Origin of the sequence: Alteromonas gracilis (assembly GCF_002993325.1) — a bacterium.
GTDB classification, from domain to species: domain Bacteria; phylum Pseudomonadota; class Gammaproteobacteria; order Enterobacterales; family Alteromonadaceae; genus Alteromonas; species Alteromonas gracilis.
This window is the reverse complement of sequence record NZ_PVNO01000010.1, coordinates 15,954-31,190: the sequence shown is the minus strand read 5'-3', so window position 1 is coordinate 31,190 and position 15,237 is coordinate 15,954. Positions and strand designations below refer to the sequence as shown.

Annotated in this window: 12 protein-coding genes; 6 read left to right on the top strand and 6 right to left on the bottom strand. The window is 45.1% G+C overall.

Going from position 1 to position 15,237, the window contains the following annotated elements; genetic code table 11:
* Nucleotides 1-221: 221 nt before the first annotated feature.
* A complete protein-coding gene (locus C6Y39_RS04190) occupies nucleotides 222-1,211 on the bottom strand; it encodes a GlxA family transcriptional regulator (protein ID WP_105930072.1) in 990 nt (329 codons plus the stop codon).
* A 142-nt stretch (nucleotides 1,212-1,353) separates the two neighbouring features.
* Between C6Y39_RS04190 and C6Y39_RS04185 the strand changes: the two genes are divergently transcribed.
* The 4 genes from C6Y39_RS04185 to C6Y39_RS04170 all read left to right on the top strand — a co-directional run bounded on the left by C6Y39_RS04185 (nucleotide 1,354) and on the right by C6Y39_RS04170 (nucleotide 5,381).
* A complete protein-coding gene (locus C6Y39_RS04185) occupies nucleotides 1,354-3,156 on the top strand; it encodes an acyl-CoA dehydrogenase (RefSeq protein WP_105930071.1) in 1,803 nt (600 codons plus the stop codon).
* A 79-nt stretch (nucleotides 3,157-3,235) separates the two neighbouring features.
* Nucleotides 3,236-4,003 (top strand): SDR family NAD(P)-dependent oxidoreductase, encoded by a 768-nt coding sequence (locus C6Y39_RS04180; RefSeq protein WP_105930070.1) that lies wholly within the window; start codon nucleotides 3,236-3,238, stop codon nucleotides 4,001-4,003.
* 132 nt (nucleotides 4,004-4,135) lie between these two features.
* The gene (locus tag C6Y39_RS04175; RefSeq protein WP_105930069.1) at nucleotides 4,136-4,897 is read left to right on the top strand and encodes an SDR family oxidoreductase; all 762 of its coding nucleotides are present in this window, start codon (nucleotides 4,136-4,138) and stop codon (nucleotides 4,895-4,897) included.
* Between the two features lie 25 nt (nucleotides 4,898-4,922).
* Entirely contained in the window at nucleotides 4,923-5,381 is a 459-nt protein-coding gene (locus C6Y39_RS04170) for a YaiI/YqxD family protein (RefSeq protein WP_105930068.1), read from the top strand.
* A 57-nt stretch (nucleotides 5,382-5,438) separates the two neighbouring features.
* Here the strand turns inward: C6Y39_RS04170 and C6Y39_RS04165 are convergent, their stop codons facing one another.
* The 4 genes from C6Y39_RS04165 to C6Y39_RS04150 form a co-directional block, all read right to left on the bottom strand.
* A complete protein-coding gene (locus tag C6Y39_RS04165; RefSeq protein WP_105930067.1) occupies nucleotides 5,439-5,690 on the bottom strand; it encodes a hypothetical protein in 252 nt (83 codons plus the stop codon).
* 108 nt (nucleotides 5,691-5,798) lie between these two features.
* A complete protein-coding gene (locus C6Y39_RS04160; RefSeq protein ID WP_105930066.1) occupies nucleotides 5,799-7,964 on the bottom strand; it encodes a S46 family peptidase in 2,166 nt (721 codons plus the stop codon).
* Between the two features lie 284 nt (nucleotides 7,965-8,248).
* On the bottom strand, nucleotides 8,249-9,439 hold the full coding sequence (locus tag C6Y39_RS04155) for an amino acid aminotransferase (RefSeq protein WP_105930065.1): 1,191 nt from the start codon (nucleotides 9,437-9,439) through the stop codon (nucleotides 8,249-8,251).
* A 147-nt stretch (nucleotides 9,440-9,586) separates the two neighbouring features.
* On the bottom strand, nucleotides 9,587-10,369 hold the full coding sequence (locus C6Y39_RS04150; protein ID WP_105930064.1) for an NRDE family protein: 783 nt from the start codon (nucleotides 10,367-10,369) through the stop codon (nucleotides 9,587-9,589).
* A gap of 265 nt (nucleotides 10,370-10,634) precedes the next feature.
* Here C6Y39_RS04150 and C6Y39_RS04145 point away from each other — a divergent pair, with 265 nt between their 5' ends.
* A complete protein-coding gene (locus C6Y39_RS04145) occupies nucleotides 10,635-11,270 on the top strand; it encodes a 1-acyl-sn-glycerol-3-phosphate acyltransferase (RefSeq protein WP_105930063.1) in 636 nt (211 codons plus the stop codon).
* 96 nt (nucleotides 11,271-11,366) lie between these two features.
* A complete protein-coding gene (locus C6Y39_RS04140; RefSeq protein WP_105930140.1) occupies nucleotides 11,367-12,608 on the top strand; it encodes a cystathionine gamma-synthase family protein in 1,242 nt (413 codons plus the stop codon).
* A 103-nt stretch (nucleotides 12,609-12,711) separates the two neighbouring features.
* On the opposite strand, the gene C6Y39_RS04135 is transcribed toward C6Y39_RS04140, so the two are convergent.
* Nucleotides 12,712-15,180, bottom strand: coding sequence for a CHRD domain-containing protein (locus tag C6Y39_RS04135; protein WP_105930062.1), 2,469 nt, complete (start codon nucleotides 15,178-15,180; stop codon nucleotides 12,712-12,714).
* Nucleotides 15,181-15,237: the final 57 nt, after the last annotated feature.

Sequence of the window (15,237 nt, the reverse complement as noted above, 5' to 3'; positions counted from 1 at the left end):
AGTGTTTTAAGCACATAAATTTTCAATCTATGCTTGGCGCTGCATTTTACACAAAGTTTGAAATAAAAACTTCAAATTTGTGCAAAAAAGGGCTTATTTCATCTAATGTGCACTATATTGGCAAACTTGCATGTATTAAAAAGCCCTGTTTGCACTGCCGTGAGCCAATTAGTTATTGAAACCTACTTTACTGGTGCAGCTTCCTTGTAAAACGTGAAAAGCTAGTTTCGCTTAAACTTCGCTCGATACTGAGAAGGGGACATGCCTGTCGCTTTTTTAAATAGTCGAGTGAATGAACTTAGGTCTTCGTAACCTACCGCGCTTATCAGGCTTTCTAACGGAGTATTTGAGGTTTCCAACAACTTTCTTGCCTGTTCAATCCGCAATGACTGTAAATATTGACCCGGAGTGGTATTGCATGCATTTTTAAAACGGCGTGTTAACGTTCGCTCGGTCATATTGTGCCGTGCTGCCACGTCAGAAATTGTGACTTTGCTTTGCAGATGCTTTTCCAAAAATGACTGGACCTCCATAATGTCTTTATCCGAATGGAAACGCCGCTGCCGACTGCTTGCATAAATAGTTTGGCTTGTCCTCGACACATCTAACACATGAGATTTCGCAGTATCGCTTGCCACTTGATGACCACAATATCGCTCTATCAATAAAATGGATAAATCAATCCATGCCATCCCTCCACCTGCACAATAAACTTCATTGTCTTCCGTCACCATTTTTTCAGGCTGTAAATTAACTGAGGGAAACATAGCGTTAAATTTTTCGGCATATCCCCAGTGCGTTGTGGCAACCTTATCTGTGAGTAACCCTGTATTTGCCAATAAGAAGGTGCCAGTGCAGTTTGCAGCAATATCGGCTCCCACCTTTTGCAACCTTTTTATATGAACAAGTAATGGCAGTGTTTCAATGAGAACTTGGTCTATATCTCCACCAATGGTCGGGATCAATAAAATATCCGTGTGAGAGACGTCTTCAATAGCGATATTCGGCTGCAATGTAACCTGATTCGAGCAAAGAAACGTTTGGCCGTGATGACTGGCTAACTGCACTTTAAACTGCGGTGAAGTTGGTAATTTGTGAATGCGCTGCCAACTGATACCAGCGAACGCAAATACATCCAACGCTCCAGTTATTGCTGAAGCGAGAGCCTGATCAAAGCCGAGCACGGTAACGGTAAACTTCGGTTTATTCATAAAAGTAATGCAGGTTATTAATACGGATAAGATATGCTTATCATTGGCGGTATTGACCATTATTGTGTCATTAATGACAATAATGGCACGATAACGAATATGACACAATGTGTTAACAAGTATTTGTAAAGGACAAAACACCATGGCCGACCAACTCATTCCTCGTCGTGAAATGCAATTTCAGCTGTATGAAGTATTAGACACTGCTGCGCTGTGCGAGAAGGCGCGATTTGAAGAGCACAACGTTGAAACCTTTAATGCCGTTATCGATATGGCTGAGAAGATGGCAGAGGAGCTTTTTCTTCCTCACAACGCTGTTGCTGATAAGAATGAGCCCACATTTGATGGGACCAAAGTATCAATGATCGATGATGTGAAAGTGGCATTCGACACATACAGAGAGTCGGGCTTTATTGCAGGTCACTTCGATTATGAAGATGGTGGTATGCAGCTTCCTGTTACTGTGATGAATGCTTGTGCAGGTTATTTTTTAGCAGCGAACCCTTCGTCCACTGCCTATCCATTTTTAACGGCAGCTGCAGCGAACGTTATAAAACACTTTGCATCAGAAGACGTAAAAAACGCGTTTTTACCTAAAATGCTCAGCGGCGACTTTACCGGTACCATGGCACTCACCGAGCCTCATGCTGGCTCGTCGCTTGCAGACATTCGCACCTCGGCACGGCTCCAAGAAGATGGCACCTATCGGGTAAAAGGTAGCAAAATTTATATCTCAGGCGGAGAGCATGAGCTTTCTGACAACATTGTACATTTAGTGCTGGCTAAAATTCCTGGCGGTCCGGCTGGTGTGAAAGGTATCTCACTATTTGCTGTGCCTAAATACCGTTTAGATGCTGATGGCAATCCAGATGTGCGCAATGATGTGACCCTTGCCGGCCTTATTCACAAAATGGGCTATCGCGGTACGACATCCACGGCGTTAACCTTCGGTGAGAATGGTGATTGTCATGGTTATCTCATTGGTGAACCACACCAAGGTCTGCGCTACATGTTCATGATGATGAATGAGGCACGCATAGGCGTGGGCTACGGTGCAGCGATGATTGGCTATCGCGGTTATCGTTATTCATTAGACTATGCAAAAGATCGCACGCAGGGGCGTGCGGCACCTAATTTAGCGCCAGAAGACGACCCAACACCAATCATTAATCACGGTGACGTTCGTCGTATGCTGCTAGCTCAAAAAGCATATTGCGAAGGCGGTATGGCGCTTTGTCTTTATGGCAGCATGCTGATAGACGAAATGGAAACGGAAACCGATAGCGAAAAACGCACCGAACTTTCCCAGCTTCTTGACCTATTAACGCCAGTGTTTAAGGCGTGGCCGTCTGAATTCGGCCCCAAAGCAAACGACTTGGCGATTCAAATACTAGGTGGCGCGGGTTACACCCGAGAATACCCTGTTGAACAATGCTGGCGCGACAATCGCTTAAATCCTATTCATGAGGGAACTAACGGTATTCAGGCGCTTGACTTGTTAGGTAGAAAGTTATGGCAGCATGACGGGAAAGGACTTCAAGTATTACTTGCCCGAGTAACCGCTGACATGAAGCGCGCTGAAACACCAAGAGCACAGGCACTCGCTGCTAAGCTTAAGCCCTACTTAGACAAACTCGGCGCACTTATTCAGCAAGCGGCGGGAGATTTACGCTCAGATAAGCAGTCGGTACTGCTAACCAATGCCAGCTGCTTTTTGAACATATTCTCAAGCTGCGTTGTGAGTTGGATTTGGTTACGCCAAGCAAACGTTGCTGAGCAAGCCTTGGCTCATGAAGTGGGTGAACAAGATGTCGATTTCTATGAAGGTAAGTTAGCTGCTGCAGAGTATTTCCTTAATTGGGAGCTGCCGTTGGTAAGCCGTGATATTGAAGTTTTAAGTACGCGTGACACAACGTGTAATGACATAAAGGCAAGTTACTTCTAGCTATAGATCACGATTTATAAAAAGCGATGGCGTGCAGGTTCACGTCATCTCGATGACTTAATTACTTGGAGTACAGCTAATGAACGTAGCTGCAAATGTTGAAGGCAAACATATTCTTATTACTGGAGGTGGCTCGGGAATTGGCGCTGCATCTGCCCGCGTATTAAGCGCCAGAGGCGCAATGGTAGGTATCGCTGACCTAAACCAAGATAACGCAAAAGCGCTTGCAGATGAAATTACCAAGTCAGGTGGCAAAGCCTATGCAGTGTCGGTAGACGTTACCGAGCCTGCTCAGGTTAAAGCGATGTTTGATACCGCTTTCTCTCATAATGAAAAAATTGACGTCATTATAAATAACGCGGGTATTGATCATTTTCCTGCGCCTCTTACCGAAGTTGACGACGCTATGTTTATGAAAAACATTCAGGTCAATTTAGCTGGCGTCTGGTATTGCATGAAAAATGCACTGAAACATATGACGGCAACAGGTGGTGGCCATATTATCAATATTGCTTCTGTGGCTGGGCTGCGCTCTGCGCCTATGATCAGTGCTTACAGTGCGTCTAAGCATGGAGTGATAGGTTTAACGAAATCAGCGGCAGTAGAATACGCGCGAGCTAACATTCGCATCAATGCGGTATGCCCAAGTTTTGTAGACACACCGATGGTACAGGGCGTGCTATCTAAGCTAGATGAACGTGGTCAAAAAGGCCTCATTGGCGCAAACCCGATGAAGCGCCTTGGTAAGCCCGAAGAAATTGCAAATGCTATTGCATGGCTGTGTAGCGACGAATCATCGTTTATGACTGGCCAGTCTGTTGTACTTGATGGAGGCATGCTGGCATAGGACATTAATGTTTGGATGCCTAAAGGCTTGCCTTCTATTCTTATTATTTTTTAACAGATTTCGTAACTAACGTAGGTAGTCAAAAAGCTATCCAATGGGTTAGTTCACAAACAGCAAGAGAAGGAATATTTAATGAAGAACTTATTCGATTTAACAGGAAAAGTTGCACTGGTCACTGGCGCCAGCCGTGGTATTGGAGAGTCTATTGCTCGTTTGCTTGCACAATACGGGGCCCATGTGATTGTATCAAGCCGCAAAATTGACGGCTGTGAAGCGGTTGCTTCATCTATTCGCGACGCAGGCGGCAAAGCTACCGCACTGGCGTGTCACGTAGGCGAAATGGAACAAATTACTGAAGCCTTCAATGTAATAAAACGTGATTTCGGCAAACTGGACGTTCTTGTAAATAACGCGGCGGCTAATCCGTATTTCGGTCACATTCTAGATACTGACCTAGGTGCGTACAACAAAACTGTAGATGTAAATATTCGCGGTTATTTCTTCATGTCTATTGAGGCGGGCAAAATGATGAAAGAGCAGGGCGGTGGCGTAATTTTAAATACGGCATCAGTAAACGGCGTCACCCCTGGTGACATGCAGGGAATTTACTCTATCACCAAAGCGGCGGTTATCAGCATGACGAAATCGTTCGCAAAAGAATGCGGTAGCCTGAACATTCGCGTCAACGCGCTTCTCCCTGGATTAACGGATACTAAATTTGCATCGGCGCTAACGACCAATGAGCAAATTCTTAAACATGCGCTTAAAGTCATTCCTCTTGGTCGCGTTGCCGATCCCGATGAAATGGCGGGTACCGTACTGTACTTAGTATCAGATGCTTCAAGCTACACCACGGGCACGACAGTGGTGGTAGATGGTGGTATGCTAGCGTAATTAGTTACAATTACGAGATACGACCATGCATATATGGGTTGACGCCGACGCGTGCCCTGCAGTTATCAAAGACATTCTTTTTAAGGCAGCCAGACGAACAAAGCTGCCTTTGTCTTTGGTGGCTAACCATTCTATGTCTGTTCCACCAGACAAACATATAACATTGACCCAGGTGCCTTCTGGGTTCGATGCCGCAGATGATTACATTGTGGAGAAGTGCGAAGCGGGTGATCTGGTGATCACTAACGACATCCCCTTAGCGGCTGATGTGTTGACGAAAAATGCACTAGCGCTCAACAATCGTGGTGAAGAATACGATAAGTCGTCTATCAAGCAGATATTGGGTATGCGAGATTTTATGGACACCATGCGCTCAAGCGGCGAACATACCGGTGGGCCCAAAGCATTTTCACAGCGTGACAAACAGAACTTCGCCAACGCACTAGACCGACTTCTAACCCAAGGTCTCCGCAACCTCAAATAAAATATTGGGGTCAGAGTACTTTAAATACTGAAAAAAGTACTCTGACCCCATTAGGCTTTAGCAGTCGCCACCGCCGCCATCACTTCCGCAAGATGAGCTCGAACTGCTTGTTGGCGTGTAAATCGCAGCACTACTGTCTGCATGAGAACTGAATGTACTGCCGCGAGTTTTTGTTGCAAATGATACTAAAAACACCAATGCACAAAGAGCAACGATAGCGACAGATGCTTTCCATTCGCCAGTTGTCGCTCCACTGTAACAAGCGTATGCAGCGACGGCTAAACTCAAAAGTCTTATTATCAACCTCATAACGATCTCCTTTTTACCGCAAGGTACTAGGGGTGGAAAATGTACTCTGACCCCATTTTTGCCTTTTTTATGGGGGCAGAAAAGTACTCTGACCCCATTATTTGATGATTATTTAACTATAGTCATCTCTTCAATGAGGTTCGTTGCGCCGTCAACGTATTCCATTACCCATAACATGTAGCGGCTATCTACATGGATGGTACGGGTTGTTTTCGGATCAAAGTCCCAATCTGAGTTTACGCTTTCAAACGTGCCGTCAAATAACAAACCGATTAGCTCAGCTTTTGCGTTAAGCGTTGCTGAACCTGAATTACCGCCTGTTGAATCTAAGTCCGTAAGGAAGTTAACCGGTACGCTGTTAATGGCTTCTAGCTTGTAAGGTCCGTACTTTTTGTCTTCGATAAGCTCAAGCTGCTTTTTCGGTGAATCAAACGGTGTTTCACCGGTATCTTTTTCCGTAATGCCTTCAAGACGGGTAAAGGGTTCGTAAATAAGCCCGTCTTTTGGCGAACCGCCCATTACGTTACCGTAAGTTACCCGAAGCGTACTGTTCGCATCTGGGTAAGCAAGGCTTCCCAAAGACTTTTGCCATTCAATAATCGCACTCATGTACTTAGGGCGCAGCGCAGCAGATTTACCACTTAGCGTTTTGCTCTTATCTTCAATAGCCATTTCGGTATCAAATAGGGCAACAGCAAGTTTAATAAACGGGTCGTTACTGTTCTCAAAATCTGCGCGGCTTGCGGTTAACCACTTCAAACGTTCTTCAGTGCTGGTCAGTGACGTGTTGTCATAGAACGCTTTTAGCTTTTTCTGAAGTGTTTTGCTGTCAGTATTTCCGTCAATGCCCACCGCTTTATCAAACGCCGCAACGCGGTTTTCTTCTGGCTGTTCTAGGTACATGCTGATCATTTTCTGCCACACGGCTTGGTCAACTACCGGATCAAAACGGCGTTCGATGCGCTCTACGCTTTCTTTAAGACGAATTTGGTCCCGTTCTTGGTATCCGCTCTCGCGCTCTGCGTCTGGCTTTTCTCTCTCAATTGCATTTCGATAAAGGGTTTGAGCAGAAGATAAAAGCTGTGCGCGACTTAGGTTGTTGTACCAAAAGTTTTGCTTGTTCATTTGCATTTGTTCAGCGCTAACCGCATCAAGATCGGCAAGGGCTTGCTTCATCTCACTCTTACCGTTTTTATCAAGCCATGCTGCTAACTGCTCTTCACGCTCTGCGCGACGTGGAACCAACCCAACACGTTTAGCGCCAGAAAGCTGGCCCAATGTATTTTTGTGGAAGTTGTTTAGACCCGCTAACAATGACTCGTACTTGATACGCGCATCGCTGCCTTCTTCAGATGCACTTTCAATAGTTTTAATCCACGCGTCTACCAGTTCAAGATAAGTTGGATATAGCCAGTCGAAAGTGTAAGAAACTTGAGACAAGCGGGCATAGCGATTAGTGGAACCAGGATAGCCCGCCGCCATGACAAAGTCGCCGTCCTCAAGCCCTGCTGCAGATACCTTTAAGAAATGGTCAGGTTTGAAGGGAACATTATCTTCACTGAAATCAGCTGGTTTTCCATCTTTGCCAACATAAGCGCGATAGAAAGAGAAATCACCGGTGTGACGAGGCCACATCCAGTTATCTACATCACCGCCGTATTTGCCTATAGAATCGGCAGGCGCATAGGCGATACGTACATCACGAATTTCCATTTGCTTAATAAGTTTATATTCAAGACCTTGAAAGAATGAAGGTACAGAGCAGCGGAAACCTGCTTCAGATTCGCACTCAGCAATTAAAGCTTTACGGTTCGCTTCAATTAGATCATAGCGCTCGCGCCCTTGAATATCTTCACTGATATCGCCAACTACTTTGTCCGTTACATCGGAAAAATCGACGGTAACAAACATACGAGTACCCGGTGCAGCGGGAAGTTCGTCACCAATTTCTTTTGCTAAAAAGCCGTCTTTCAAGTAGTTGTTTTCTGGGGTGCTGTTGTATTGTACCGAACCGCGTGCGCAGTGGTGGTTAGTAACCGCAAGCCCTTTGTCAGAGACAAACGATGCTGAACAACCACCTAAAGATACAATTGCACCCATAGGAAATGCAGTTAAGTCATTAATACTGCTGGCAGGAATTGCCAAGCCTGTTTCTTTCAAATCGCCAGCAATTGAAGGGAGCTGCTCTGGCGTGAACATGCCTTCCTTTGCATTTACTTGCATTGCACTGCCAATTAGAGCGGCAGAAAGACAAAATACACTTACTTTAGACATGGGGTATCCTTGTTCTTGTCGTTAATCTTATTGTTATAAGTCAGTCTTAATAAATACCAAGTTAACGTGTACGTCAACATTGTTACAGTGTAACGATTATTCCCATTTCGCCTAAGAAAAAGCGTTAGGTGCAAGGAGGAAATTTGTTAAGAAGTGTAACTAACTGCCATTAACAGCACGATTAGGTTGTTTATCGCAGAAATAGGAAAGCGAGAAATTTGAAGGTAATAAAAAAGGCAGGTATGAAACCTGCCTTTCGCATCTTAAAAATCGTTAGTTAATGCTTAAAGCACTGATACCAATGCTTTCGCTAGCGTTTCTACGTTTTCGTGATTTATGCCCGCGATGTTTACGCGGCTAGAATCTACAAAATAAACACTGTGCTTTTCACGTACTTCGCGCACTTGCTCAGGTGTGATACACAAGAACGAGAACATACCTTTTTGGTCGTTTACGAAGCTAAAGTCTTTAGGTGAACCATTGTCGTGAAGGTTTTGAACAAGCATGGCACGTAGTGACTTCATACGATCGCGCATTTCGTTCACTTCAGATACCCACTCGTTGTTAAGTGCTTCGTCAGCTAGGATAATATCAACTAAAGCGCCACCATAGCTTGGCGGCATAGAATAGATGCCACGTGCAATTGATTGAATCTGACCCTGTGCAATTTTTCGGGTTGCTGAATCTTCTGTAATGATGGCAGCTAAACCAACGCGTTCGCGGTACAGGCCAAAGTTTTTAGAGCAAGACGCTGCAACGATAACTTCTGGCAGATTTTCTACCAACAAACGCATGCCGTAAGCATCTTCTTCTAAGCCTTCACCAAAACCAAGGTAGGCCACGTCGATGAAAGGCAGGAACTCGCGCTCTTTCGCTACTTCTAGTACTTCATCCCATTGTGCATTGGTAAGGTCAGCACCTGTTGGGTTGTGACAGCAACCGTGAAGAAGAACGATATCGCCCTTTTCAGTTTTGCGAAGGGTTTCCATCATCGCGTCAAAGCGAATGCTTGCTGACGCCTTATCGAAGTACGGGTAGGTTTCAATTTTAAGGCCCGCAGAGCCGATAAGTGGAATGTGGTTTGCCCACGTAGGGTCGCTTACCCATACTTTTGCGTTGTCGTTACAACGAGCAAGTAGTTCTGAAAGAATGCGCAGTGCACCGCAACCACCTGGTGCTTGAACCGCAGCAACGCGGTCAGCTAAAAGAACTGGGCTATTCTTACCTAACAGCAAAGACAACATACCATCGATGAAACCTTGGTTGCCCTGAGGCGTGATATAGGTTTTGCTGGTTTCTGTGTCTAAAAGCACTTTTTGCGCTTTAGCAACACTTGAAAGAATAGGGGTATTACCTTGCTCATCTTTGTAAACGCCAACACCTAAATCGATTTTATTTGGGTTGGTGTCTTCACGAAAAGCAGCAGACAGGCCAAGAATTGGATCTGGGGCGAGATGGGGTAATACTTCAAACACGATATGTCCTCACGTTACGTTGGTGTGCAAAAGATAGCAGGCAGGCATTATGCCACCGATGGTAGAAAAAACGACCCCCAAAGGTTGAAAATATTTCAATTAGTCAAAGAAACAAAACGTAAACGAAAGTTTCATTTCAAAAATGGCTTAAATTGAAAAGGAAAATTCACGTGTTTCTAGTATCTCGCCTTTGTCTGAAAAGCACCGCTCTTTCCAAGTCAGCGTTTTGTTTTTATCTACCAGCAGCAGGGTAGACGTGCGCGTGCCGTATTTCTCGGTTTGAATGAAAATAGAAGATAACGCCTTTTCCCATTCATAACCCACTCCCGTATCGGGAAGTAGCGCGTCGTCGGCTTTATTGTCACGGCGCAAAATACCAAACAAGTCGTCATCATTAATCACGTCTTCATTTGTTACATAATGGTTCAATGCCCTTACGCCTTGAGTTACTTTTGGCCAAGGTGTAGCTATATCTGCGTTTGATAAACCGTACACGCCTTGTTCGATAAAATGGGTCGAATTGTTTACGTTATTGTAAACCCTTAGCGCGTCGACATGACCAAATAGCAAATTATAGCCGTTATATTGCGAACGTGTATTTTCGAGTGTTGCCAAGTATTGTGATTGCGCAGCGTGGCTCCTATCAACAGAGTCTTGCTTTAGCCAGTTAGCGACTAATTCACCCCGTGATACGGCATTGTTGTTGATATTCTGTGGGTCTCTGACGTTGGTAAGTGCCGCCAAGTTTCCATTACGCGTAACGCCCATCCAAGTGCCGTTTGCTTCTAAATCCTGCCCTGCAAGTAAATTAGGATGCTCATCCCAAAAGGTAGATGGGGCGGTGGGGCGCGCGTAAAACTCGTCCCGATTTGCTGCAATAATTAGCGGGTAGTCCTCTCGCATTTTGTTAGCGATAAATAAAATACACATACTGAAATTTTCGAACCTTTTCTCTTTTGAATGTCCTAATCGGCCCTTTCATGGTTATGTTAACAATTGTTTTACATGTCGAATTTGATTACTCTTCGAAGAAATAAACACAGAATCATGGTTTGTCTAAAGCAAAATAGTTACGCCTTAATAAATACTTTGAGAGCGCTAAAAATTGCGACTTATTGAGTACTCACTCGTTAAGTACTCGTTCATTACGTAATTATTGAGCCGTAATAAACCAAGAAAATAGAGCATAATAATAATGACAGAACCCTCACACCCTAGCACGTATTCTCAGTCTGCCAATATTGTTATTGTCGGAAAAAATATTCCTCGAAAATGGCCAAATTGGTTGTCGACATTTGCGGCATGGGTGCTCACAAAGCGAGGTTGGCACGTGGAAGGTGAGCTGATTAATCAGAAAAAAGCCATTTTAGCGGTAGCACCACACACATCTAATTGGGACTTCTTTATTGGTTTATTCATTGTCTTTTCATTTAAGCTGAATATTAATTTTTTTGGAAAGCACACTATATTCAAGCCGCCTTTAGGCGCGATTGTGAGAAGACTCGGTGGCATTCCGGTTGAAAGGAGCAAAGCGCACGGTGTGGTAACATCTATAGCGAATAGGATTAAAGAGGCTGACTCGCTTATCCTAGCATTGGCGCCAGAAGGGACAAGAAGCCCCATTTACCCATGGAAAACAGGGTTTATGCATATTGCTCGTGAAGCCGAAATACCCATTCAAGTCATTGGGTTAGACTATGCCAGAAAGGCAATTGTGCTAGGGCCAATTATTCAGAAAGTGACTAACATAGACGAACAAATGCAAACTATCTATGCGTTTTATGATAATGTTTGCGCAAAATATCCTAAAAACTGCATAACAAAGCCATAATCATTTCTGGTGAAGTGGTAAGTACGCAACCGTATCAAGTAAGATAGCGGTGAGCGCATGGCAAAGTCGCAAACATCTATTTTCGGAGCTTTACCCGTGACAAAATTGGGATTCACAACCCGTCAGGTTCATTCTGATCGTATGCTAAATACCCCAGAGCATGGCGGTGTTCATAGCAGTACGTCTAATTCCGTTCTTTTTGAGTTTAAAGATGCGCAGGGCATCATAGACGCGTTTCAAGGCAAACGTGCTGCCCATGTTTATTCTCGTTCTTCATCACCTTCTGTCGCTGCGCTACAAAATATGCTCAATGACCTTGAAGGCGGCGTTGGCACACTTTGTTATTCGACGGGGATGGCAGCGATAAGCAGCACCTTATTTGCACTGCTTAAATCGGGCGATCATTTAATTGTAAGCCAATACCTTTTTGGAAACACGCGCAGCTTTTTTGAAACAATTAAAGATTTTGGCGTACAGGTTACCTACGCAGATGTAACTGACATTCAGCAAGTTAAAGAAGCCTATCGTCCAAACACTAAAGGGGTTTATACAGAGACCGTAGCTAACCCTGTGACACAGGTTGCCGACCTTCACGCAATCGGTCAATTCTGCGAAGAAAAACACATGCTGTTTATGGTCGATAACACCATGACGCCTCCGCCCGTTTTTTACGCAAAAGATGTTAAGGCGTCGTTGGTGTTCTGCTCGTTGACGAAGTACATCGCAGGTCACGGCAACGTTTTAGGCGGTGCAGTAGTCGATACGGGTAACTTTGACTGGACAAAGTTTGATAACCTAAAACCTGCTTATCAGGTTGCAGATACTGCACAATGGGGAATTACCCAGATTAAGAAGAAAGGTTTACGGGATTTAGGTGCTACGCTAGCTCCGCAATCTGCTTCTGCCATTGCGTTGGGCATGGAAACCTTAGCTCTGCGTTTGTCACGAAGCCAGCATAATGCGATGCAGTTAGCGACATTCCTTGATAATCACCCGAGAGTATCAAAGGTCTTTTACCCTGGGCTTGCAGATCATCCACAGCATTTCATGGCCCGGGAATATCTACACGGCGGCTATGGCGCTATTTTAAGTTTTGATCTGATCGAAGGTGCTGATCCGGTGGCATTTTTAAACGAAATGAAGTTGGTGATTTGTGCTACTCACTTGGGCGACAACCGCACGCTGGCGCTACCTGTTGCACCTACTATCTATTTTGAAAATACAGCCGAAGAGCGAGAGATAATGGGGATTTCCGATACCATGCTGCGTATATCGGTAGGTATTGAAGATACGCAGGATCTAATTGAAGACTTTGAAGCAGCGCTAAATACAATTTAGAAAACGTTTTTCTTTTTTATATACGAGAAAGGGGCCTAGGCCCCTTTATTATTTTGCTTCAGTCTCAGTAAGTGTGAAACGCAATGCGTTTGACTTACTTCGTTTAGTCGAAGCCTAATGTGATCTGACCGCGAATTTCACCACTTGGAAATGCATCTGAGTGGAAGTTAGTGTAAAGACCACCGTCTGCCATAACACCCATTTGCTCAGCCGTTAACGTTGTATTAGTTGGTACTGACCACATGCCATCTGCAACGGCAGTGAGTCCCAATAATACATTACCGTTTGCGCCCGCTTCACCTTCGTGGATATGCGCCATATTCGCTGTCATACCGGTAATAGTTACACTACCTGACAATGCGCCTGTAGACGTGTTAAGGGTAAATGCGCCAGCGCCGCTCGCATCGGTAGTGACGGCTGGTACCTCTTGTTGTCCGTTGGCGATAATGCCGTACACTTCAATGTTGTCAGGCGTGATCTGGCCGCGAATTTCGCCACCAGTAAACGCGGCGGTGTGAACATTGACATAGTGACCGCCTGAAAGTAACTGCGTAGCTGTTGCTTCGTCTAGCATTAGGCTTCCATCTGTCATCCAAACACCAGCTGTTTCTTCACTTTCAACAAGCGCTTCTAACACAGGGCCATTTACACCGGCGAAGCCAGTATGAATATGTGCCATCGTCGCGTTTTCGATGGTGGTTACCGCTACAAGGGAAACATTATTGTTGGTCGTATCGAAAAGCGCATAGCCAGAGCCCATTGCCATTGTATCGACCGCTGGAACCTCTTGGCTGCCACTTAGTGAGAAAGTAACCACCGCTGTTGTGTCTGGAACAATTTGACCACGTACTTCGCCGCTAGGGTTAGCTGTAGTGTGTACATTTAAGTACCATTCACCACTAGTCAGCGCATCTAGGTTGCTAGGTGATATATTGGTTTCAGCTAAAATATACGTACCGTTGCCAGCATCAGTGAGTGGGAAAGCAACTGGCCCGTTCAAACCAATGCCACCATCGTGTACGTGCACACCAGTAACATCGGTTAGGCCTGAAACATCAACACTTACGCTAAACGCTGGTAAGTCTTCGTCAATTTCAACTACTGCTGTTGCAGAAGACATGGTAGTAACAGCGGGCACTTCTTGAGAACCGCTTAAGCTTACATTATAAGTCATGTCGGCGTTAAAAGCTGGCGGAGGTGGAGCCAGACCATCAAGTAATGCTAGTTGAGGTAAGTCGCCCTCCATCGCACCGTCTAGCGCAATCGCAGTGTATATCTCGCCATTTTCTAACGAAAGCACGCCCGTTTCGATTGCCGCTGTCTTGGTGCCTGTTGGTGTAACAGTGACTACATAGTCGCCTTCTGCCAAGCTTACATAACCCGTTTCAACTAATTCGCCAGTTTGATAAGCAATATCGGCAAACGCTGGTTCAACAGTGTCAATTTCACCATCTGTGGTTACATAAATATCCACGTTGCCCGCTGACGGTGAAGCGTGAACAATACGCACTTTCGCTTCAGTTGCTACAGAACGGGGCATATCAACAAGAACATCAAGTTCTGGTGCGGCTAAAACGTTGTTTGCTATGGCGGTATATGACATACCCACTTCTAGCGTCAATTCAGCATCGTCAACTGCCACAACACTGTTGTCGCTATCAGCTACAACATCAATTAGGTAGTCTCCTGCAGCAACAGACAAGTAATCGGTGGTTCGCGGAAACTGAATGCCGTCTACCAGTACAATTTCGTTGTTTGCTATAACATCAACCGCTGGCGCGTCACTAATACCATGCACTACACGAATCTCGGAACCCGCTTCTGCATCCCATATTTTGAAACTGCTATCGCCGTCTGCAGCTAGGAGCGTTACAGGTGAATCACCCGTGCCAACATTGTTAGTTGCGGCTATGAGTAAATCAGCACCGTCGGCTAGGTTTACAGTACCAGAGTCATACACAACCGTCGTCTCGCCCGCCGGTGTAATACGAATTTGATAATCACCTGCAGGCACTTGAATCAAATCTGTTGAGTCAGTAAATTCTGCCGTAACAAGTGGCTGTTCCGCAGTGATATCTGCATCGGGCGCGGTAACATAAATATCAACTGTCGGAGCCATAGATGCTGCATGTACAATTTGTACTTGCGCGTTCCCTGCCTCGACCGCGGTTTCCATGCTCGTTACTGTTAACAACGCTAGTGTCTCGTCGCTAACATTTCCTACGGCAAAGATATCGTAGTTCATATCAGCTTCAAGCGTAACGTCAGCCTGCAATACTTCAGCGTCTTCTCCAGGAAGAATACCTGTCACGCCAATGTCGTAGGTGCCTGTTTCTACTTCAAAACGCGATGAAGCAACTTGATAATCAACATTTTCCAAACCGTTTAGTATGGCATCGTTAGCGGTGATATTAACCATCGGAGCGTCAGATGCCGCGTGAACAACGCGTACGTTTGAATACTCGATAACGGGGGCGGGGACTTCAACTACTTCATCATCGTCATCATCAGAGCAACCAATTAGAAATAGTGGTAATATTGAACATGCAAGGAGAGCCTTGTTCCTTCTCATTTTTCGTATCCTCTTAATTGTGTTGTAGCAGACTCGATTACGCGAGGGAATTGTGGG